The sequence below is a fragment of the Citrobacter sp. TBCS-14 genome (assembly GCF_005280805.1).
Taxonomy (GTDB): domain Bacteria; phylum Pseudomonadota; class Gammaproteobacteria; order Enterobacterales; family Enterobacteriaceae; genus Citrobacter; species Citrobacter gillenii.
Genome location: NZ_SZWM01000457.1, coordinates 30935 through 53753, shown reverse-complemented (window position 1 = coordinate 53753; position 22819 = coordinate 30935). Strand labels below are relative to the sequence as shown.

The following is a 22819-nucleotide window of genomic DNA, read 5'->3' as shown; positions in this document are numbered from 1 at the left end:
CCGGCAATATGTTTAGCCCCAGATAACCTGGTAGTGATAACGCCCTGCGCTCAGCAGAAACTCCGGGGAAACGGAAGGGCTCCACGAATCATCCCCGCCGACGCCCATATGGAAGCCGTCAATATTGAGCCAGGTTCCCGCCTCCGGCGACAGCAGATGGCGATGGCTGGTTTCCATTAACTGTTTTTGGCTGTAGCGGCTGATGTTGAACTGGAAGTCACCACACCACTGATGTGCCCCGTAGCGCAGCTCGCGCGTACCGCAGCGCAGGCCGTTTTCGCTCGGGAAGACGTAAGGGGTGTACATCTCATCCAGCGACAGATCCCAACGGTCAAAACAGGCCGCGCTCAGGCGATCCGGGTAGTTCTCATGCGGGCCGAGACCTAACCAGTTTACGCGTTCGGCAACCTGCGCCAGTTGGCAGCTGAGGCCGATACGTGCCGGGTGCGGCGTTCCGTTGGCGACATCGACATCCACCGTGATGTGCATCTTGCCATGGCCGTCGATACGGTAGGACTTGCGGCTGATAAACAGCGTTTCGCCCTGATACTGCCAGGCGTGCGCGGTGGTAATCAGCACGCTTTCCGACAGGGATTCGGCTTCGCACAACACCCGCTGAGGCTCTGCGCGATAGTGGCCGGCGGCTTTCCAGCGTTCGACCCAGGCGTTAGGGTCGATGCGCGTCACTTCGCTGACGCCAATGTCGTTATCCAGCGGCGCGCGGGTGAACTGGTCAATGAGCGGGCTTAACAGTTGCGCGTCGCCGCCCAGCCAGTATTGCGTCAGCAATCCTGATTGACGGCAGAATTCCCAACGTTTATCGCTGACGGTCACCGCGAATGTATCGTCACTGACGGTGAGCTGTGGCATGGCGCTGGCGCGTGGGGGGAGCGTCAGGCTGAGTTTCTCTTCCAGCTTCCATTGCTGCCAGGCGCTGATATGCCCGGCGTCTGACCACGCGATGGCCTGAGGTTGTTCCACGCGCACGGTCAGCCACAGCTGACCGGCGGTGTCCGGCATGGGGAGATCCGGCAGGTTAACCCGCTGACAACCCTGCGGGGCGATATCCAGCGTGACCTCGCCGGTGGCCAGCAGATTGCCGTCCTGGGCGACAGACCAGTGCAGGATTTCGTTATCGCTGTGGCGGAACAGGTATTCGCTACGCACTTCAATCTGGCGTTCGTCGCCCGGCAACAGCGTAAACTGGAAAAACTGCTGCGCGTGTTTGGCTTCATACAGCGACGGATGCGGCGTGCGATCGGCAAATACCAGCCCGTCCATGCAGAACTGACGGTCATTCGGCGTGTCGCCAAAATCGCCGCCGTAGGCTGACCACGGGTTGCCGTTGTCGTCATATTTTGTCAGCGACTGATCAACCCAATCCCAGACAAACCCACCCTGCAGACGCGGATACTGACGGAATGCCTGCCAGTATTTGGCGTAACCCCCGAGACTGTTCCCCATCGCGTGGGCGTATTCGCAGAGGATCAGCGGGCGCTGCTCGCCGGGCATCGACAGCCATTTTTTGATAGACCATTTCGGTACCGCCGGGAAGGGTTGGTCCTGGTCAACGCGGGCATACATTGGGCAAATAATGTCGGTCGCAGCGGTATCCGCCCCGCCGCCTTCATACTGCACCGGGCGGGACGGGTCTTCGGATTTCAGCCAGCGGTAGAGAGCGTCGTGATTTGCGCCGTGCCCGGATTCGTTGCCCAGTGACCAGATAATAATGCTCGGATGGTTGCGGTCGCGCTGCACCATGCGCGTCACGCGCTGGCTCATCGCCGGTAGCCAGGTGGGGTCATCGCTCAGGCGGTTCATCGGCACCATGCCGTGGGTTTCGATATTGGCTTCATCCACCACGTACAGGCCGTAGCGGTCGCACAGGGTGTACCACAACGGATGGTTTGGATAATGCGAGCAGCGCACGGCGTTAAAGTTGTTTTGCTTCATCAGGACGATGTCCTGCACCATCGTTTCTTCATCCATCACCTGACCGTTTTGTGGGTGATGTTCATGACGGTTGGCGCCGCGGATCAGCAGCGGCTGCCCATTGAGCAACAGCAGACCGTTTTCAATGCTGACCTGGCGGAAGCCAACGTCGCAGGCTTCGGCTTCAATCAACGTGCCGTCGGCGGTATGTAGCAGCACTACCGCGCGGTACAGATTCGGGGTTTCAGCGCTCCACAGCGCCGGACGTTCAACGTTCAGGCGCAGAGTGGTGCGATCGGCATACGCGCCGCGCTCATCAATAATCTCACTACCAAAAGGCGAAGTGGCTTCACCGGTCAGCGTATCGCCTTGCCACAGTTGCAGCGTCACGCGTAAATCATCGCGCAGCTCGCCCGCCATTCTGACGTCGGCTTCCAGCACCGCGCGGCTGAAATCATCGTTAAAACGGGTGTGGATACGCAGGTCGCGGATCTGCGTGTCCGGCTTATGCAGCAGCGAGACGTCGCGGAAGATACCGCTCATGCGCCACATGTCCTGATCTTCCAGATAGCTGCCGTCGCTCCAGCGCAGCACCATCACCGCCAGACGGTTTTCGCCGTCGCTCAGGAAATCACTGAGATCAAACTCGGACGGCAGGCGGCTGTCCTGCCCGTAGCCGACCCAGCGGCCATTGCACCACAGATGAAACGCTGAGTTCACGCCGTCAAAAATAATGCGCGTCTGTCCCGTCTGTCGCCACGCGGCATCCACTTTGAATGTGAGCGAGTAACATCCTGTCGGATTCTCCGTTGGAACGTGCGGCGGATTGACCGGGAACGGGTAGGTAATGTTGGAGTAGATCGGCGCGTCGTAACCGTCCATTTGCCAGTTAGACGGTACGGTTACGCTATCGGCCTGCGGCAAATCGCCCGCAAGCCAGCTTTCCGGCACCGCTTCAGGTGAGGCAAACCAGGCAAACTTCCACTCACCGTTCAGCGACTGTAACTGTGCCGAATGGTGGTTGTTACGGGCGTCCTGCGCAGAACGCCAGCTGCAAAACGGCGGGTGCGCTTCAAGACGATTAAGCTGAGTGACGCCGGGGTTTTCCCAGTCGCGACGTGCCAGTACGGCGGCGAGTGAATCCGTGTTCAGGGTCATGGCAGTATCCTGTGTAAATTTGTTATCCGCTCACAATTTAACTGAACATACGAGGATTGAGATTATCCTGTAAAGGATGGGGTGGGTAATCAGTGAGCTGACTCACAGTAATTCAGCTCAGTAACAGCAGATGTGAGCGCTCGCTGTGGAGACGTTACAGCCGAGAAACCTGACGTGCCAGCTGCATCAGCGACTCCGCCAGCGCCTGCGGCGTTGCCTGTTGTCTGTTCGGGGGCAGCACCGTTTTACGCTCGACCAGCGTCACCGGCAGGAGTTGATTGCCGAGGCTCTCACCCCCCTGTGAAAGCTGCAGCAGTTTATCGACGCTGGTTTGCCCGAGCGTCGGAAAATCCTGCTTGATGGTCGTGAGTGGCGGGATATAACAGGAGCTGTCTTCGGTATCGTCGTAGCCAATCACCGAGATATCGGTCGCCACCCGCAGGCCGGACTCGCTGATGGCCCGCATCGCGCCCAGCGCCATTTGATCGTTGGCAACCAGCATGGCGGTCGGGATGACGCCGTCGTTCAGCATCTGCATGGTTTGTGTAAAGCCGGACATTGCGCTCCAGTCGCCTTCCAGTTCCGCGACGGGTTGCTGCTGATAGTGCGCCAGATACTTATGCCAGCCCGCATGCCGTAACCGCGCCGAGACTGAGCTGTGCGGTCCGGCCAGCAGGGCGATACGCTGATGCCCGTGCTGGACCAGGTGCTCAACGCCGAGGCGTGCGCCGTCATCATGAGAGAAAATCACGCTGTTAACCGGCGACTGGTCAGAGACGTCCAGAAACAGCACCGGTACCGTACCGCAGGCGGCGGCGACGGCAATTGCGTCGTCTTCATCCAGCGGATAGTTGATGATAAGCCCGGTCACCCGCTGGGAGAGCAGGTTATGCACCGCTGCTTTGCAGGCGTCTACGCCGCTACGCTCGACCATGGCGATCACCACGCTGGCCCCGGACTGGTCGGCGCGGGATTTTATAGCCGCAACGATTTGCGAGGGCGCGTGCAGGGCAAGGTTCGCCGTCGCCACACCAATCAATGGCGTTTGTTTACCGGCCAACTGCTGGGCAACGCGGTTGGGGATGTAATTGAGCTCCGCCATCGCGGCCTCAACTTTCTGACGGGTTTTGGCGGAAACGTGGCTGGCCTGATTCACGACGCGCGAGACGGTCTGGTAAGAGACACCTGCATGGTCTGCCACATCGTATAGCGTTACCGGTTTCACATTCTTCACCCTTCATTACGTTATCTACGCGCTATCATGCCACAGCACGTAGGGTTTTGGCGTATTTGTGGTTGGGTTCTGCGAGGCGCATTCCAGGGCCAGTGACGCGTGATAGCGGGCATGGCGTCTTTATGCTTAACATGATGGCAGAACGAGTAAAACAGTGAGGAAATCGTGAGCGACTCTGCGGCCCAGAACATTCTGTCTATCTACCTACGCCATGCTGATGCCTTTGCCAGCCAGCGTTCACGCACGCTGTTTGAGAAACCGTGGCTGGATAAGTTCATCGCGGTAATGGGCGGGAAGGGCAGTATTGTGGATATCGGCTGTGGGAATGGTCAGCCGATTGCCGGGTATTTTATCCGGCAAGGCTTTCACCTAACTGGAGTGGATGGTTCCGCGGCGATGCTGGCGCGCGCCCGGCAATCTTTTCCCGACCAGTGCTGGCTGGAGCAGGATATGCGTGAGCTCGCGCTTGATGGCACCTTTGATGGCCTGATTGCGTGGGACAGCTTTTTCCATTTACCCCAGCAGGACCAACACAGGATGTTTCCGATCTTTGACCAGCTCAGTCATCCCGGCAGCGCGCTGATGTTCACCAGCGGTACCGGAAACGGCATCGCAATGGGGCAATTTGAAGGAGAGCCGCTGTTTCATGCAAGCCTGGCGCCCGACGAATACCGTGCATTGTTGTCCGCGCACGGCTTTGAGGTCATTGACGTGATCATGGAAGACCCACAGTGCACCGGGCATACGGTGTGGCTGGCGCAAAAAAGAGGCTGAGCCTGTTTACGCTGCGCCGCGGAAGGTCTTGCGCCATTCAGCCGGGCTGACGCCGAAGTGGGCTTTAAAATGCTGGCGCCAGGTGACCGGAGAGAGAAAACCGACCTGTTCAGCAATACGTTCGACGGGCAACGAACTGGACTCCAGCAGCTCCTGGCTGCGTCGCAGGCGCTCGGTAATAAGCCATTCAGCCACGCTTGACCCGGTGGCCTTCATAAAATGGCGGGTTAGGGTGCGACGGCTCATCATCACCCGCTGCGCCAGCGTGTCGAGGTTATGCTGCTCATGGAGGTGCTGGCGTAAATAATCGAGCAGGGTGTTAATGCGCTGATCCTGGGTATTTTTCGCCACCGGCTGCTCAATAAACTGCGCCTGTCCCCCTTCGCGGTGCGGTGGCACAATCATCCGTCGGGCAATCTGGTTCGCTACCGTGCTGCCAAAGTGCTGGCGAATGACGTACAAGCAGCAATCCAGTGCGGCGGCGGTACCTGCCGAGGTAATAATACCGTCGTCATCAACGTACAGGGCGTTGATATCCAGACGCGCCGCCGGGAAGCGCGTCTGAAAATCTTGCTCAAATTCCCAGTGCGTCGCGGCCCGCTTTCCGTCTAACAGGCCCGCGTAGCCGAGGACAAACGCGCCCAGACACAGCCCGACAATCTGTGCGCCGTTTTGCCGCGCGCAATTGAGGGCATTGAGCAGACCCTGCGGCGGGCGATGCCCGGTAGTGCCCCAGTAGGGGACCACCACAATATCGGCTGCCGTCACCGCCTCATAACCGTGAGAGGCGGTGACGGAGAAGCCATCCTGCGAAGAGACGATGCCGGGATTTTCGGCGCATATCTGCACCTCAAAGCGCTTTTTCGCCGCCATTTTGTCACTGAAAATTATGCACGGCACCGAAAAATGAAACGGGCTGAAATCTTCCACGGCGACAATGGCGACGGTAAGCGGGCGCATACGATTCCTCTGTTGGCATTAAAAGGTCAGGGTTTCCCCATCTTCCGGCACGTTGACGAATTGCGCAATCTGGTTGTCGAACGCATATTCTTTCAGCGCCGCGCGCGTCAGCAGGCAGTGGTTAATGGCTTCCATATGGGTCGCCACAATCTGCGCTTCAGGCAGCACAAAGTGGGTTTTTAGCACATCTTCCGCGCCCATAATGATCGGCCCAAAGCCGATGACGTGGGCAAAACCGGCGTTCAGTACCACGACATCAGGCTGGAAGGTCTGCATATTGGCCTCTACCTCATCGCGCCAGATAGTATCGCCAACCAGATACAGCGTTTTTTCTGCTGTATGCTGGAAGATAACTCCGCAGGCGTCACCCAGGCGTTCTGCCATTTGCGGCACGGCGTAGGCGCGATCCGACCCGTGCTGGCCGCCGGTTTTACGCAGGGTGATGTCCCCCAGCGCGGTATTTTCTGTCAATACGCTCAGTTGGGTGAACCCCTGTCCTCGCAGCACCTGCGCATCCTGATCATTTTGTACGTAGATCGGCTTGTCTTTCGGCACAACGCGCGCGGCAACCTCGTCCCAGTGATCTTCATGCAGATGGGTGACGATCAGCGCATCGACGTTAAGCAGGGTGTCGATGTCAACGGGCAGCTCCACGGTCGGATTGCGGATCTCTGCGCGCGCCGTTCCGGCAAAACCCGGATACGCACCTTTCGGGGCCAGCATTGGATCAACGAGGAAGGTCTTGCCGCCAAAGGTGATGTGCAGTGTGGCATTACGGATTTGCGTGATGTTCATGGTGTTTGCTCCACGTGTTGGGTCAGTGGTGTCATCCTGGAGTGTTGTCCATAAGATGAATGTGGGCAAATGGGCGACTAGCGATGGGATTGGGCCAATCGCTGGGAAAATAAAGCCCTCCAGGTGAAAACTTGATATTTAAGCCTGGCACTTTTCCTAAAAAGCAATAGGAAAACGGTTACAAACTGAATATCACTGTGTCATTTATTTACATTTTGTGCCTTTTAACCTAGTTTGCTCATTTTTTAACAGCCATGATGGGTTATGGAAAGTGGGGCTGCGGGTGAAGATCAGGGACGTCGGGATTACTTTTTTACTGTCAGGGTGGGCTCTGTCATTGACCATGACGGGGCACGCTGCGCCTTTATCACCTGCCGATCGCAGTTCAGTTCAGCAACAGCAGCAGCAATTACTTGATGAGAACCAGCGTCAGCGCGAAGAGTTAGGCCGTAGCGTTGTCCTCCCTGAATCGGAAAAGGCAACGCTTCCTGCCACGCCCTCTGGGGCCTGTTTTACGACCTCTCGTATCGATATTGAGGGCGCAAGCCAGTTATCACCCAAAGCCGCCAGAAAACTAACCGCATCGTGGGTAAATCAGTGTCTGGACATCGCTCGCCTGACGACGCTGACGAACGCGATTTCTGACTGGTACATCAGCCGCGGTTTTATCACCAGCCGTGCTTTTTTAACCGAGCAGGATCTCTCCTCCGGTGTGCTGCGCATTACGGTACTTGAGGGAAAATTGCAGGAGATTCGTCTCGAAGGTGTCCCGTCACGCACGCTGAAAATGACCTTTCCTGGGCTGGAAGGAAAGATTCTCAATCTGCGCGATATTGAACAGGGTATGGAGCAATTGAACCGGGTTCGCCAGACGCCGGTTGAAATAGAAATTTTACCTGGCAGCCAACAAGGCTTCTCGATAGTAAACCTGACGGCTGCGCCTGAATCGCCGCTTACTGGCTCAGTCAGTTTTGATAACAGCGGGCAAAAGAGTACCGGAACGGGGCAACTGAGCGGGGCATTATTTGCCAATAACCCGTTCGGCCTGGCGGATAAATGGTTTATCAGCGGTGGGCGCAGCAGCGATTTTTCCAGCAGTAAAGATGCGCAGAACGTTGCCGCGGGCGTGAGTATTCCTTACGGCTACGGGCTATTTGATTACAACTACAGCTGGAGTAATTACCTCAGCACCATTGATAACAATGGCTATGCCTGGCGTTCAACTGGCGACAGCGAAACCCATCGTCTGACCGGCACCTGGGGGCTGTTTCGCAATGGTGATATCAAAACCGCGGCAGCGCTGGGCCTGACGCATCGAATTAACCGTAACAAATTGAATGATGTCCTGCTGGAAACCAGTAGCCGCAAGCTTTCCAGTATTTCGCTGGGTATCAACCATACGCAAAAAATCGCCTCCGGCGTTGCCACGCTTAACCCCACGTTTACCCAGGGTGTGCCATGGTTTGGCGCAGAGAATGACAATAATAAACAGGGTGATGTCCCGAAGGCCGAATTTCGCAAATGGAGCGCTAGCGGCAGCTTTCAACGCCCATTGACAGAGAATCTGTGGTGGCTGAGCAGCGTCTATTTTCAGTGGTCACCGGACCGCCTTTATGGCAGCGAGCGCCTGACGCTGGGCGGTGAAACGTCAGTACGTGGCTTTAAAGAACAATACATTTCCGGGGACAACGGCGGCTACTGGCGCAACGAAGTGAATTATTCGCTCTTTACGCTGCCGGTATTTGGGCAGATTGGCGCGATGGCGGCATTCGACGGCGGCTGGCTGAAACAGGATGGCTTTGATAGTTCAGCCTCCGGCACGTTGTGGGGCGCTGCGCTGGGATTAACCAGTTCAGGGCGCTGTTTCTCCAGTCAGTTTACCGTTGGAACGCCGGTGAAGTACCCGGACTGGCTGGCACCGGATCATCTCAATATTTATTACCGCGTGGCCGTGGCATTTTAAGGAAGCAGGATAATGACAAAGGATCAGATTCGTTTCTCTCAGCGTGTACTTAGTGGGGTATTGAGCGCCCTGTTGGCCACGCAGCCGCTGTTTCCGGCCATTGCCGCCACCATCACTCCTGTCGGCAATACGCAAATGGATAAGGCGGCCAACGGTGTTCCGGTAGTGAACATCGCTACGCCGAACGCGTCCGGGATTTCACACAACAAATATAACGACTACAACGTGGGAAAAGAGGGGCTGATTCTTAACAACGCCACCGGGCAATTAAATCAGACCCAGCTTGGCGGCATTATCCAGAACAACCCGAACCTGCGTTCAGGAAAAGAAGCGACAGGGATCATCAACGAAGTTACCGGGAATAGCCGTTCACAGCTCCAGGGCTATACCGAAGTAGCGGGGAAAGCCGCCAACGTCATGGTCGCCAACCCTTATGGCATTACCTGTAACGGGTGCGGATTTATCAACACGCCTAACGCCACCCTGACTACCGGTAAACCGGTGTTAGATGCTAACGGTAATCTGCAGTCGCTGGATGTAAGCAAAGGCAGCATTACCATCGAAGGCAAAGGGCTGGATGGTAGCCAGAGCGATGCGGTGTCGATTATTGCCCGCGCCACGGAAATCAACGCGGCACTGCATGCAAAAAATCTCAGTGTGATAGCCGGAGCTAACCGCATAACGGCGAAGGGGCAGGTGAGTCAACTGCAAGGCGAAGGGGATGTACCGAAAATCGCGGTAGATACCGGTGCGCTAGGCGGAATGTATGCCAACCGGATCCGTCTGGTTTCCAGCGAGAAAGGTTTGGGGGTCAACCTCGGGAATCTGAACGCCCGTCAGGGTGATATCACGCTTGATGCAAATGGAAAATTAACCGTTAAGTCCAGCCTGGCCAGTGGGGCTGTTTCCATGAAAGGGCAAGAGGTTGCGCTTTCTGGCGATCATAAAGCGGGGGATAATTTATCCATCACCAGTCAGGGTGCTATCGCCCTGACTGATAGCGCCCTGGTCAGTGATAAAAACCTGCAGCTTACTGCGCAAGGAACGCTGGTGCAGAATGGCGGCGCGCTTACTGCGGGTCAGGATATTGTGCTGACGGCCGGCGATATAGCCCAGCAGCGTGCGGCGCAAATAGATGCCGCTGGAAATGTTTCGCTGACCGGGCGCAATCATGTTGCCACGCAGGGAACGGTCACTGCCGGAAAACAGCTGAGTGTGAAGGCGGATTCGCTGAGTAACAGCGGCCAATGGAGTGCGGGGGATGCTTCCCGTATTCAGGGTGGCAGCGTGACCAACAGCGGTGTGATGCAGGGGAAATCGCTGGATATTGCCGCCACGCGTGATGTTGATCTTAGTGGTCAGCTCAATGCGGCAGATACGCTGACGATTAAAGGCCAGCGTATCTCTACAGCCACGGATGCTCAGGTGCAAAGTGGGAAGAATATCGCCCTGCAAGCCGAGATGGTAAATCTGAACGGCACCCACGCGGCGAAGAATGACCTGACCGTGACGGCAAACACCCTCACCCATGACGGAAAATCGAGTGCCACGCAGATGAACCTGAACGTGGCGCAAACAATCACTCAAAACGGCACGCTGTTGGCAGACAACCTCAGTCTCGACAGCCAGCATATTGCTAACAGCGGCCTGCTGCAGGGTAACGCGGCGTTGAATCTGCGTACCGATAATCTGCAAAACCTGAGCGGCGGTACGATCTACAGCCTTACCGCTCTGGCGCTGGACATTCCGTACCTGACTAACGACGGGATTATTGCTACCGATGGCGATCTGCGCCTTGATGGTCTTCAGTTGATTAACGCTGGCGACATTCAGGCCGACACGCTTGAGCTGCAACTGCGCGACGCGATAAATAATTCTGGGCGTCTGCTCGCGCACCAGAGTGCGCAACTTACGGCGCAAACGCTGGAAAATAGCGGCATGCTGGTGGCGAATACTATCACTCTCGACGGAAACACTGTTCAGAACGGTGGTCTGGTTCAGGGTAATGACAGCGCATTGATTTCTGCGGGTGCTCTGACGACGGAGACGACGGGGCAATGGCTAACCGGTAATGCGCTGACGGTGAACGCGGGTACGGTAGAGCACGCCGGGGTGATGCAGGGGAATACCCTTACATTGGCAGCCGATGCGCTGAATAACAGCGGTGTGCTCAACGGGTTAGGTGGCCTGGAAGGGATACTGACCGGGCAACTGACCAACGTCGGACAAATTCAAAGCGGCGGCGGACTCTCGCTCACCGCAAACGACCTGATCAGCGCCGGGCGTATCGTGGGGGATTCGCTCATGCTTGCGGCAACGACGCTGCGCAACAATGGCTTGTGGCAGGGGGCGAACGGACTGGCTTTACGCGGCGATACGCCTAGCACGGGCACGACGTCTCTGACGCTGAGCGGCGGCGCGCTGACCGTTGATGTCGGTACGATGATTACGCAAGGTACGTTACAGGGACAACAGGTCGCGGTGACGTCTGATAACTGGCAGCACGCGGGTTCGTTGGTCAGCCTTGGTGCGCTGACGGCTGACATCAGTAACAGATTTGCCCTGCCGGGCGACTTGATGAGTCAGGGAGCCATGTCGTTAGCTGCACAGCAGTTGAATAATGCCGGAAACATCCTCAGTGAAAGTGACATTACGCTTGATGGTCAGCAGCTTACAAATACTGGGGTGGTACAGGGAAATACCCTGACGCTAAGCCAGGATCGTATTCATAACCAGGGCGTATTGATTGGTCTGCAAAGCCTGACGGTGGCAGCCCCGCAGCAGGAACTGATGAATGCGGCGGGCGGGTCGCTGCTAACCCAGGGAATGCTGAAAGTGACGTCCGGTGATGTGACCAACGCAGGAACGTGGCAGGGGCAGTCGATTCTGCTCAATGCGCAGTCGCTGATTAATAGCGGAGCAATCCAAAGCGCAGACGCGCTACAGCTTATGCTCGTCAAAAATCTCACTTCTGCCGAGGGCAGCAAAGTCACCGCCCTCGGCAATGCCACGCTACAGGCGCTATCCCTGACGAATAACGGGCAATGGGCGGCGAGTTATTTGATGTTAAACGGAACAACGCTGGATAACGCCGGGGCAATCAGCGGGGTCAATGGCCTGACGTTAGCCATGAATGGCGCGGTCAGCCAACAGGCGTCGGGCAGCATGCTCACCGGCGGCGCATTGGATCTCAATGCGGCATCGGTGGCTAACGCGGGCAGCATTCAGGGGACGACGCTAAATATAACGTCCGGCGCGTTAACCAATGGCGGACGCCTGCAGGGGGATAATGACGCCACGCTGGCGCTGAGCGGTGACCTGACGAACCTGGCGGGTGGTGAAATTGTCAGCCGTCAGGGACTGACGATTGCCACGCCCATACTGTTTAACTACGGCGTGATTCAGGGCGGCGGCAACACGCGTCTTAACGCCACAACCCGAGCGCTGAACGAGGGGCAGCTGCTTTCCGGCGCCGAGTTGAGACTCACCACGCCGCAGTATTCCGGCGCGGGCTGGCTACAGGCGACAAATCTCATTCTGAATGCGGCAACGGCCACCAACAACGGGAACTGGCTTGCCGACAGCGCAACGCTGACGGGCAGTCAGTTCACTAACCAGGGGACGACGCAGGCGGGACAACTGACGCTCAATTACCAGCAGTTGACCAATAACGGTACGGTGTTAGGAACGTCCCAACTGACCGTTAATGCCGATCGGGTGAGCCAGAATACGGCTGGCAAACTGTTCAGCGGTGGCGATTTGACTCTCAATAGCCAATCTCTGGACGCCTTCGGGCAGGTGGTTGCGCTGGGTAATCTGACGCTGAAACTGGTGAATGCGTTCACCGCCAACAGTACGCTTGCTGCGGGCAACACGCTCACTGTTAACAGCGAGGGTGCCATCGACAACCGCAATGTCATGCAGGGGCAGGTGGTAAACCTGACCGCGGGCGGGCAGTTGAGCAACAATGGGCAAATTACCACCGGCAGCGGTACGAGCAGCCTCAGCGGCAGCAACGTGGCGCTTAATGCCGCCGGAACGGTACAGGGTGGGGGTGACATCATGGTCACCAGTCGCGACACTATTACCGTAGACGGTTTTACCGGCACGCGCGGAACGCTCACGCTCAATACACCAGGGGCGATCATCAACACGGCGCTGCTGTATGCGGCAAATAACATGGCGCTGTATGCCGACTCTATCACCAATCAGCGCGGCGATATTCTTGCGGGCAACAGCCTGTGGATGCAGAAAGATGCTGCGGGAAATGCCAACCGCGAGGTCATCAACACCTCCGGCACCATCGAGACGCAGAGCGGCGATATCACGATTAAAACCGGACATCTTCTGAACCAGAGGGACGGGCTGGTGGTAAGTAATGGTAACACTGAAGATCTGACACAACAGTATGCATGGCTGAATGAGGGATATGCCGACATTCCTCTGTCAGAACTTATTCTGGGAACTGACTACGGCTATGTTGTTAGTCGATCCTGCAGCGGAGGCGGTAGCCCAGGGCACGGCGCAGGCCCAAACTGTAGCGATGTCGCAATACCCCTGGCGATGAAAAACAGCCCTGCGAAAGAGATCGCTATTTCACGTTCTACCCTTTCAGTCTCCGCAAACGGCGGTGCCGGGCGCATCAGCGCCGCGCGCGGGATGGTAATCCAGGCAGATCATCTGGAAAATAATGCCAGCACGCTGCTTGCGGGTGGGGATATGTCCCTTTCCGGTTCAATCCTGCAAAATCAGTCCTGGACTGACGGTACAATCACCCGTTATCGGACGTATGTTGCTGAGCAATCAGGTTTTACCTGGGAGACCCCTGCCGCTTCGGTAGACGCGGATAGATATAATAGCGGCCCGATTCACTATATCGCTCAGGGTAATGACCGGGAGGAAACCTCTGGAGGAACGGCATACCGCGCTGTTATTCAGTCTGGCGGAACAATTCTGGCTAATTTTTCGCAGGATATCAGCAATACCACAACCACCCCGAGTGCGGGTGGGGCGATAAATACCCTCGTTACCCCTGCGCTGAATACTCTCAGCAACCAGACCATTGACGCCGGGGTGCAAAAGCAGACACTGACAGATAGTGAAGCGGTTAGCGTTAATTCGCCGCAGTGGAACGATCAACTGCAAGATGCCCTGCAGCAGATTAACGGTGGCACGCTGGATGCCGGGAATGTCGCGGATGCAACGCTGGACACCGTCTCTACCGATAAGAACAGCCAGATTAATCAGGGGGAAGCGGTGGATACCAGCGCGTATCCATTGCCTTTTGGTCAAAACGGCTACTTTGTCGTCTCTGACGATCCGCAGAGCCCGTACCTGATCAACATTAATCCTAAGCTTAACGGCCTGGGTCAGTTGGATCCGGCTCTGTTTGCCGAGTTGAACGTACTGCTGGGGATTACGCCTGGCGATGCCCCACGTGAAACCAACCGTGCGTATACCGATCAAAATCAGTTCCTCGGATCGGCGTATATGCTGGACCGTCTCAACCTGAATCCGGAATACGATTACCGTTTTCTCGGTGACGCGGCGTTCGATACCCGTTACGTCAGTAATGCGATGCTGAATCAGACAGGAAGCCGTTATATCAACGGTATAGGTTCCGATCTCGATCAGATGCGTTATCTGATGGACAGCGCCGCCAGCGCACAGCAGTCGCTGGGGCTGAAATTTGGCGTGGCCCTGACGGCGGAGCAAATTGCCTCTCTTGAGCAGAGCATGCTGTGGTGGGAAGCGGCGACCGTCAACGGCGAAATGGTGATGATACCGAAGCTCTATCTGTCGCCGAAGGATATCACCGTCAATAACGGGAGTGTCATCTCTGGAAATAACGTCCAGCTGGCAGGCGGTACTATCACTAACACCGGCAGTACTCTGCTGGCGAATAACACCCTGACCCTCGATAGCCAGAATAGCATTAACAATCTCAACAATGGCCTGATGCAGGCCGGGGGCAACCTCGACCTGAGCGCTATTGGTGATATCAATAACATCAGCGCCGCTATTAGCGGAAAAACGGTTCAACTGGCAAGTCTCGACGGCAGCATTAATAACCTGACGCAGGTGGAGCAGATTGACATCAATGCGTGGGATAAATACGGCAATGTGAGTTTTAAAGACACGCTGCTGGGCACGACGGCGTCGATTACCGCACAGGATGGGCTGTCGCTCTCGGCAGGCAAGAATATCACCGTCACGGGCGCAACGCTTTCGGCGGGCGATTCACTGCAGATGAATGCCGCGGGAGATATTGCGGTGAATGCGAATCACATTAACGATGCGCAGAGCCATGCCGGACGCTGGACTGACGAGACCAGTCGTTCATCACAGGGCTGGCAGGGAAGCAGCATCAGCGCAGGAGGGGACCTTGGCATCAATGCTGGGAATAATCTCAACCTGACGGCAAGCGACGTGAACGCTGGCGGTAGTGCGGTGCTGACTGCGGGTAACGATCTCAATCTGAATGCGGCCACCACGCACGAGAACAGCCGCGACGGGGGCAGTGAATCGCACCGTTCCGGGCTGGATCGCACCACTATTTCTGCGGGCGATAACCTGGTCCTGATCGCGGGTCAGGATATTAACGCCCACGCGGCGGGCCTGGCGGCGGAAAATGATGTGGGTCTGCAGGCCGGACGCGATGTCAATTTGCTGGCCGAGGCCACGGCCGAAGGCGACAGTTACCGCGCGAAGAAAAAAACCATCATCAATGAGTCCGTGCGCCAGCAGGGAACGGAAGTTGCCAGCGGTGGCGACACGGTCATTATCGCCGGGCGCGATGTGAATGCGCAAGCAACCGATGTGATTGCTCAGGGGGATATCGGCGTAGCGGCGGGCCGGGATGTGAATCTCATTACGGCGACGGAAAGTGACTACCACTACGAAGAAACCACCAAAACCAAAAAAGGATTCCTCAATAAAAAGACCACCCACACGATTGAGGAGGACAGCGCCACGCGTGAAAAAGGCACGTTGCTGAGCGGTGACAATGTGACTGTAGCTGCCGGGAACAACATTCTGGTACAGGGCTCAGCCGTCGTCGGTGATGGCGATGTGGCGCTCGGTGCCGGAAACAACGTCGATATTATTGCCGCAACCAATACCGACACCGCATGGCGATTTAAAGAAACGAAAAAAAGCGGCGTGATGGGAACAGGCGGCATCGGTTTTTCCATCGGCAGCAGTAAAACCACGCATGATTTGCGCGAGCAGGGCACCACCCAGAGCGAGAGCTTCAGCACGGTCGGGTCAACCGGCGGCAACGTCAGCATTACCGCCGGTCAGCAGGTGCACATCGGCGGCGCGGATATCATCGCACAGAAAGATATTGCCGTGCTCGGCGACAGCGTGGTGATTGAGCCCGGCCATGACAAACGTACCCGCGATGAGACGTTTGAGCAGAAGAGCAGCGGCTTGACGGTGGCGCTGTCAGGTGCAGCAGGCAGCGCAGTAAACAGCGCGGTGCAAACCTCACAGGATGCGAAGGGGGAGAGCGATGACCGTCTGGCGGCGCTGCAGGCCACCAAAGCGGTGCTTTCTGGCGCGCAGGCGGTGCAGGCGGCAGCGGTTGCCCGGGCCAGCGACAAAGCGGACAGCGGGCTGGGTATCAGCGTCTCGCTGACGTCGCAGAGCGCCAAATCTGAACAACATGTTCAGACTGATACCGTGACGGGCAGTACCCTGAATGCCGGGAATAACCTGATTATCGCCGCGACGGGCAGCGGCCAAAGCGGCAACAGCGGCAACATCCTGATCGGCGGCAGCCAGATAAAGGCGGGCGGGGACACCACGCTGGTGGCGGCGAACGATATTGTGCTGAGCGGTGCGGCAAACACCCAGCAGACGACCGGTACAAACAGCAGCAGCGGGGGCGGGGTGGGCGTCGGTATCGGCGTCAACGCAGACAGTTACGGCATCAGCGTCTTCGCCAACGTCAACGGCGCAAAAGGCAGTGAAAAGGGCAACGGCACGGCGTGGACGGAGACCACGCTGGACAGCGGCGGTACGGTTTCGCTGGTCAGCGGGCGTGACGCCATCCTGAACGGGGCGCAGGTCAGCGGTGACAGCGTGGTGGCTGACATCGGTGGCGACCTGTGGATGAGCAGCGCCCAGGACAGCAATGACTACCGGTCGAAGCAGAGCAGCGCGGCGGCCGGGGGCAGCTTTACCTACGGCAGCATGTCCGGCTCAGGCTATATCAGCGCCAGCCAGGACCAGATGAAGAGCGACTATGCCTCGGTGCAGGAGCAGACGGGGCTGTTTGCCGGCGACGGTGGATTTGACGTGACGGTGGGCGGGCACACGCAGCTGGACGGCGCGGTAATCGCTTCGACGGCGACGGCGGATAAAAACAGTCTGGACACCGGGACGCTGGGTTTCAGGGATATTCATAACGAAGCGGACTTTACGGTCAGCCATGCGGGAGCCAGCGTGAGCGCTGGCGGTGGAGACACGGGCGGCGGGTTCAAAGGCAACATGCCGGTCGGGATGGTTACGGTCGGGGGCAACAGCGGTCATGCGGACGGGACGACGCAGGCGGCGGTAGCGGAAGGGACGATAACGGCTCGCGACACGGCGAATCAGCAGCAGGATGTGGCGGGTCTGAGCCGTGACACGGAGCATGCGAACGACAGCATCAGCCCGATTTTTGACAAAGAGAAAGAGCAGAAGCGGCTGCAGGAAGTGAGCCTCATCGGGGAGATGGGCAGCCAGGCGGCAGATATCGCACGGACGCAGGGGGAGCTGAATGCGCTGGAGGAAGCGCGGAAGGTTTACCCGGATAAAACGGCGGAAGAGCTGAAAGAGACGCAGACCTGGCGTGATGCACAGGCGGAATATGGTACAGGGAGTGATTTTCAGCGTGGTATTCAGGCGGCGACGGCAGCGCTTCAGGGGCTGGCGGGTGGAGATGCCGGCGCGGCGCTGGCGGGGGCATCGGCCCCGTACCTGGCGAATATTATTGGTCATGATTCAGGATTAAGCGATGATGCGGCGCTGATAGCGCATGCGATACTGGGTGGCGCGGCAGCGGCGATGCAGGGAAACAGCGCGGCGGCGGGAGCGGCAGGGGCTGTCACGGGCGAGCTGGCGGCGAAAGCGATAATGGAGGTGATGTACCCGGATAAGCGGGTCAGTGAGCTGAGCGAAGCGGAAAAGCAGACCATCGGCATGCTGGCGAGTCTGTCCGCGGGAATGGCGGGCGCTCTGGCGGGAGACAGTACGTCGTCTGCGGCAGCGGGCGCGCAGGCCGGGAAGAATGCGGTTGAGAATAACTCACTGAGTAAGAAAGACAAAGTTGATATCTTTGATATCAACCCGATGCTGAAAATCGGGATTGAGGATGCTGACGGAGAGTTACTGAAAGGCGGCGGTGGAGTTGCTAAAAATGGTAAAGCCAGCCTCACTGCGAAAGATAGTCTTATTTCATCAGCAAATAAACCAATTAACGGGCAAGGTATGTCTGCTGCAGCAAGAGCCTGGGAAAAGCATGCTGGCAGAGAGGGGGGAACGTTTGAACCTTTAAAAGGAAATGTGGCTCAAAAAAATGAATCTGCGAGTAAGTTTGTTAGTGATGTATTGAGTAATCCAGGTACTGTCAGAACAGAGTTATCTCGTGGTGGCGTGGAATATCGTCTACCAAGTGGTCAAGGTATTCGCTATAACTCTGATGGCTCGTTTTCTGGTTTCTTAGATCCAAGAAGGTAAGGCGCATGAATGACGGATTTGAAGTGGATTTTTTTAGTGACTCTCGTTATGAGGAACTGACAGCGGAAATATCTTATAAAGGGCAAATTCTATGTCAGTTGAACAAAGATAAAGGGGTTGATTCAATTGAAATAGAGTTTTTTTCTGATAGCCGAATTTTGGCTGAAACTGTAGTTATGAAATTTCCTGTTGACGATTTTTTAAAAATTTTAGAACAGACGAAAGAAGAATTGATCGGTTAATTTCTGCGTGTTACGTGGAATCTAACTATTTACCCGGAGGGTTCTTTTCCATGCGATAGTGTGTCTAGGTGGAAAGGCGTATCTGGAAAAAATGTTGCTGCGTCAGATGTACAGTAGGGGAGGTTGTTTGTAAGTCACTGAAAGTGCAGGAGAAAATCGGGGTCATCGCAGCAACTCACGTCGGAAAGAGTTGTTGCGGAGAATAACCTGATGGGTGGGAGTGAGGATGCGCAGGCAGCATGGATACGTCAGCATGGGATAGATATGGCGAGTTGTTCGATAATCCTGGTGGAGCCGCCTGTCAGGAAGCGATAGATGAGCGTGATGCGGTAGGGCTGGCGCTGGCAACAGGTACAGTGGCTCTGTTTCCTGGCAGTGCCCTGGCGATGTGGGGACTGGGCGCGGGGGCAAATGCAGGAATTGGCTACCTGGCGGATGGTTCGGTTGACCCTTCCAGTGCGGTAGTGGCTGGCTGGGTGAATGTGTTCAGTATGGGAAATTGTGTGGTGGGAACGGTAGGCTGGAATGCGGCGGGTGGTGCGCTGGGTAACTGGATAGACAACAAAGACCCTCTGTCTGGTGCGCTTATCAATGGTGCTGGTTCTGGTATCGGCTATGGCATTGGTAAAGGGCTCTCATGGGGAGTTAATGCTGGGGCAAACAGGTGGAAAGGAGGTTGGGATCCTAAGTTTAATGCTGATCTGAGACAGTTTACTGAAGTGAAGGCAGAACTTGGACTTTCAAAAGAAATGACACCTAGCTATTTTCCAGGTATGGCTGGCGATATCGGTGGTAGCGTGGGATCTGAACTCAGCGGGAAGTATATAGAGCAGAAATCCTCTCAGGAGGATCGCAAAAAATGAGAAAGCAAAATAAGTTTCTGCACCTGCCTCTTTTTATCGTATTAAGTATTGTGTCCATTTTTTTGACATCAATTACTTTATACGTAGCAGGGGAGTTGTTGTTCTTCTTTTTCAAAGGGATACCAATTAATTTCACTATGGAAAATATATTGCTACTCTGCAAGATTAGTCTCAGTGTCGGAAGCTTTGTTGGTGGTGGGATGTGGATAGCTCGGTTATTGAAATTAAAAGGATTCTAAGTTGTTGTTGAGAATAACCTGATGGGCGGGAGTGAGGATGCTCAGGCAGCATGGATACGTCAGCATGGGATAGATATGGCGAGTTGTTCGGATAACCCTGGCGGAGCCGCCTGTCAGAAAGCGAAAAATGAGCGTGATGCGGTAGGGCTGGCGCTGGCAACAGGTACAGTGGCTCTGCTTCCTGGCAGTGCTCAGGCGATGTGGGGACTGGGCGCGGGGGCAAATGCTGGGATGCCGTATGCTGACAGCGGTGAAATAAACCCAGTCAACTCGGTGGCAGCAGGCTGGATAAATGTAATAACCGTGGGGCAGGGCTGGAAAGGGACAATAGCCTGGAATGCGGCAGGTGGAGCATTAACCAACGCGATAAACGGAGATGATCCTCTTACAGGGGTGATAACAAATGGAGCGGGAGCCGGGTTTGGATATGGGGTTGGCAATTATGTGGTGAAGCCTGTTGCAAATACAATTGGTAAATGGATAACCAGTGGGTGGAATCCTAAATTCGATCCTACTCTACTAAAATATACTGAAGTTAAAGGGCAGTTAGGTCTATCTAAATAAATGGTACCGAGTATGATTCCGGGTGCTGCAGGTAATATGGGAGATTCTATTACATCAGAAATGACTGGGACTGAATTACAACAAGTTATTAATGACAAGTTTAAGAAAGGAGGCCGCGAATGAAGCTATTTACTTTCAGTCTCTTCGTCATAATTGCTTCTATGGTTTCAGGAGCTGCAATTGCTGAGTTGTCTTATTTAATCTTGCTTATGATTAAGTGCTTAGCTTATGGGGAGATTGATTTTAGATGGTCCGAGGTTTTAAGTGGTTTAAGGGTGGGATGTGTGGGTGGGGGAATTCTAGGTTTTGGTATAGTATTATTTCACTTCCTTGGCATAAAGGGATTTTAAGTCGATATAAGGGGATGTTTGTTGCTAAGAGTAACTTTGTGGTTAGCGGTGTGAGGGTGTTGCTGCACCTTCATGCCGCGAATCCCCGGCATAATTCAAATTACAGGTGCGTTGGCTATGCTCGTTCACCCCAGTCACATAGTTATCTATGCTGCTGGGAATTTACTCCCTTGCCGCCGTCCTGCAACTCGAATTATTCAGGCGATTAGATTTAAAATGATCTTATATTTCCTTCGTTACTACTTTATTTAACCTGCGGCTATTATACCGTGCTGAATAAAAATGGGGTCATTTAAACGTAATGATATTTATTAAATGCGAAGTGGCTCCAGAAAATATTGCGGACATATGAAACATATTGCAGTCAATAAAACAGATCGCTAACGGTGAAATAAGAATGCTATCATTCACCTCAGACGCGGCAGACAACTGCTGGCACACGCATTCACCCCGGAGCACCTGATGAACAACGACATTCCGCTAAAATATTATGATATCGCCGACGAGTACGCGACCGAGGCCGCAAAGCCGGTTAGCGACGCGGAACGCGACGCGCTGGCGCACTACTTCCAACAGTTGATCGTCCGTTTGATGAACAACGAAGAGATCGGCGAAGACGCGCAGCAAGAGATGGCAACCGTGGCCGGGATCGACGCACAGCGTATCGATGATATCGCCGAGTTCCTCAACCGCTGGGGCAACGAGTAGCCAAAGACGTGGCCGATGTTTTACACTGCGCGCAAATTTACGAGTATGACGTTTTAATCAGGCGGAAACAGCAATGAACGGAACAATCACAACGTGGTTTAAAGATAAAGGCTTTGGATTTATCAAAGATGAAAACGGCGATAACCGCTATTTTCATGTGATTAAGGTTGCTAATCCTGAGCTGATCAAGAAAGACGCGGCGGTGACCTTCGAGCCGACCACTAACAACAAAGGCCTGTCAGCCTATGCGGTGAAAGTGGTGCCCGACAGCAAATACATCTATATCGCGGGTGAGCGCCTGAAACTCACGGCGATCAAGTCCTGGGTGGTGTATAGCGAAGAAGTGCCGGTTGAAACCCGCATTGATAAAGAAAATGCGGTGCTGTCCGTGGGCGCGCTGATGAACAGCATCAAGCCGAAGTCAGACGTCAAGCCTGGCGAAATGCGTTCGCTGAAAAAGCTGGCCATCACTACTTTCCAGGGTACGACGCTGATCTTCTCGGAAGATGAGATAGACATCGAAGAAACGGTAAAGCTGCTTAAAGTCTAAAGCGCTCCAGGCTGAACGTGTGCCGAAATTCTGCTCATTTTATGAGCGGGGTTTCGGTTTTTTTTGGCCTGCATGGTGGCAGGCGGACATTGTCTGAGCTATTAATTAGTATAAAAATGGAGTGATGGTTAACCTGTTGATTTTGATGATTTAAAATATGAATGGGTTTATTGCACCAATAATATCCAGGCAGCATATGTAAATAGCATTATAACTAAATTATAATTCGTTTACATCCGGTCGGCAGGCGAGGTTAAAATGCGATTAATTGTTATGTTGTTAAGCTTTGTCGTCTCCACACAGCTCTGGGCGGTTGAACTTTCTAAACCTGCCGGTAAAGCCCTTTTAACGCTGTCCGGTAATATAGAAAATACAAATGAAGACGGGAAAGCCGTTTTTGATATTGCCAGCCTTGAGAAGCTGGGCATGGTCAGTTTCCAGACCACCTCGCCCTGGTATAATGGACGCACTACCTTTACGGGTATTCCACTGCAAAAGCTCATGGATTATGTTGGCGCGAAAGGTTCTGTGGTTAAGGTCACCGCGCTCAATGACTACACCACGGTTATCCCACTCAGTGATTTCAAAAAATATAATGTTATCCTGGCTGTAAAAATCAACGAAAAATACATTCGCGTCCGTGATAAAGGTCCCTTATTCATTGTGTACCCCTATGACAGCATGCCTGAACTGAATAATCAGGTTTTTTATGCACGCTCAGCATGGCAGGTCAGCAGAATGAATATTGAGTAGGAGTTCAGAAG

General features: G+C 55.1%; 12 protein-coding genes and 2 pseudogenes. 10 read left to right on the top strand and 4 right to left on the bottom strand.

Translation table 11 applies throughout. The annotated features are described in order from the left end of the window. Positions 1-12: 12 nt before the first annotated feature. Both FDX22_RS16245 and FDX22_RS16240 read right to left on the bottom strand, forming a co-directional pair. The gene (locus FDX22_RS16245) at positions 13-3090 is read right to left on the bottom strand and encodes a beta-galactosidase (RefSeq protein WP_146717468.1); all 3078 of its coding nucleotides are present in this window, start codon (positions 3088-3090) and stop codon (positions 13-15) included. A gap of 154 nt (positions 3091-3244) precedes the next feature. Next, positions 3245-4315 (bottom strand): LacI family DNA-binding transcriptional regulator, encoded by a 1071-nt coding sequence (locus FDX22_RS16240; RefSeq protein WP_135912492.1) that lies wholly within the window; start codon positions 4313-4315, stop codon positions 3245-3247. Positions 4316-4489: 174 nt separating this feature from the next. On the opposite strand from FDX22_RS16240, the gene FDX22_RS16235 reads away from it, so the two are divergent. Continuing rightward, positions 4490-5098, top strand: coding sequence for a class I SAM-dependent methyltransferase (locus FDX22_RS16235; protein WP_146717467.1), 609 nt, complete (start codon positions 4490-4492; stop codon positions 5096-5098). A gap of 6 nt (positions 5099-5104) precedes the next feature. On the opposite strand, the gene FDX22_RS16230 is transcribed toward FDX22_RS16235, so the two are convergent. Both FDX22_RS16230 and FDX22_RS16225 read right to left on the bottom strand, forming a co-directional pair. Beyond that, positions 5105-6058 (bottom strand): GlxA family transcriptional regulator, encoded by a 954-nt coding sequence (locus FDX22_RS16230; protein WP_115259309.1) that lies wholly within the window; start codon positions 6056-6058, stop codon positions 5105-5107. An 18-nt stretch (positions 6059-6076) separates the two neighbouring features. Beyond that, positions 6077-6853: an MBL fold metallo-hydrolase gene (locus FDX22_RS16225; protein ID WP_115259307.1), complete on the bottom strand. Its 777-nt coding sequence runs from the start codon at positions 6851-6853 to the stop codon at positions 6077-6079. 343 nt (positions 6854-7196) lie between these two features. Between FDX22_RS16225 and FDX22_RS16220 the strand changes: the two genes are divergently transcribed. The 9 genes and pseudogenes from FDX22_RS16220 (at position 7197) to FDX22_RS16175 (ending at position 22808) form a co-directional block, all read left to right on the top strand. Then, positions 7197-8816, top strand: coding sequence for a ShlB/FhaC/HecB family hemolysin secretion/activation protein (locus FDX22_RS16220; protein ID WP_146717514.1), 1620 nt, complete (start codon positions 7197-7199; stop codon positions 8814-8816). 12 nt (positions 8817-8828) lie between these two features. Further along, positions 8829-18539, top strand: a complete 9711-nt coding sequence (locus tag FDX22_RS16215; protein ID WP_146717466.1) for a hemagglutinin repeat-containing protein — start codon at positions 8829-8831, stop codon at positions 18537-18539. A 5-nt stretch (positions 18540-18544) separates the two neighbouring features. Next, positions 18545-18781: a hypothetical protein gene (locus FDX22_RS16210; protein WP_146717465.1), complete on the top strand. Its 237-nt coding sequence runs from the start codon at positions 18545-18547 to the stop codon at positions 18779-18781. A 195-nt stretch (positions 18782-18976) separates the two neighbouring features. After that, positions 18977-19644 (top strand): annotated as a pseudogene (locus tag FDX22_RS16205) (filamentous hemagglutinin); the annotation flags it as partial. 245 nt (positions 19645-19889) lie between these two features. Further along, positions 19890-20570, top strand: a pseudogene (locus tag FDX22_RS16195) (hypothetical protein); the annotation flags it as partial. After that, on the top strand, positions 20567-20797 hold the full coding sequence (locus tag FDX22_RS16190; protein WP_146717463.1) for a hypothetical protein: 231 nt from the start codon (positions 20567-20569) through the stop codon (positions 20795-20797). The pseudogene FDX22_RS16195 and the gene FDX22_RS16190, both read left to right, overlap by 4 nt. 462 nt (positions 20798-21259) lie before the next feature. After that, a complete protein-coding gene (locus tag FDX22_RS16185) occupies positions 21260-21505 on the top strand; it encodes a YmjA family protein (RefSeq protein WP_115259298.1) in 246 nt (81 codons plus the stop codon). Between the two features lie 73 nt (positions 21506-21578). Then, positions 21579-22055: a cold-shock protein gene (locus tag FDX22_RS16180; protein ID WP_096758143.1), complete on the top strand. Its 477-nt coding sequence runs from the start codon at positions 21579-21581 to the stop codon at positions 22053-22055. Positions 22056-22313: 258 nt separating this feature from the next. Then, positions 22314-22808 carry a molybdopterin-dependent oxidoreductase gene (locus FDX22_RS16175; protein WP_146717462.1) on the top strand — a complete coding sequence of 165 codons (495 nt, stop codon included), beginning with the start codon at positions 22314-22316 and terminating at the stop codon, positions 22806-22808. Positions 22809-22819 lie beyond the last annotated feature (11 nt).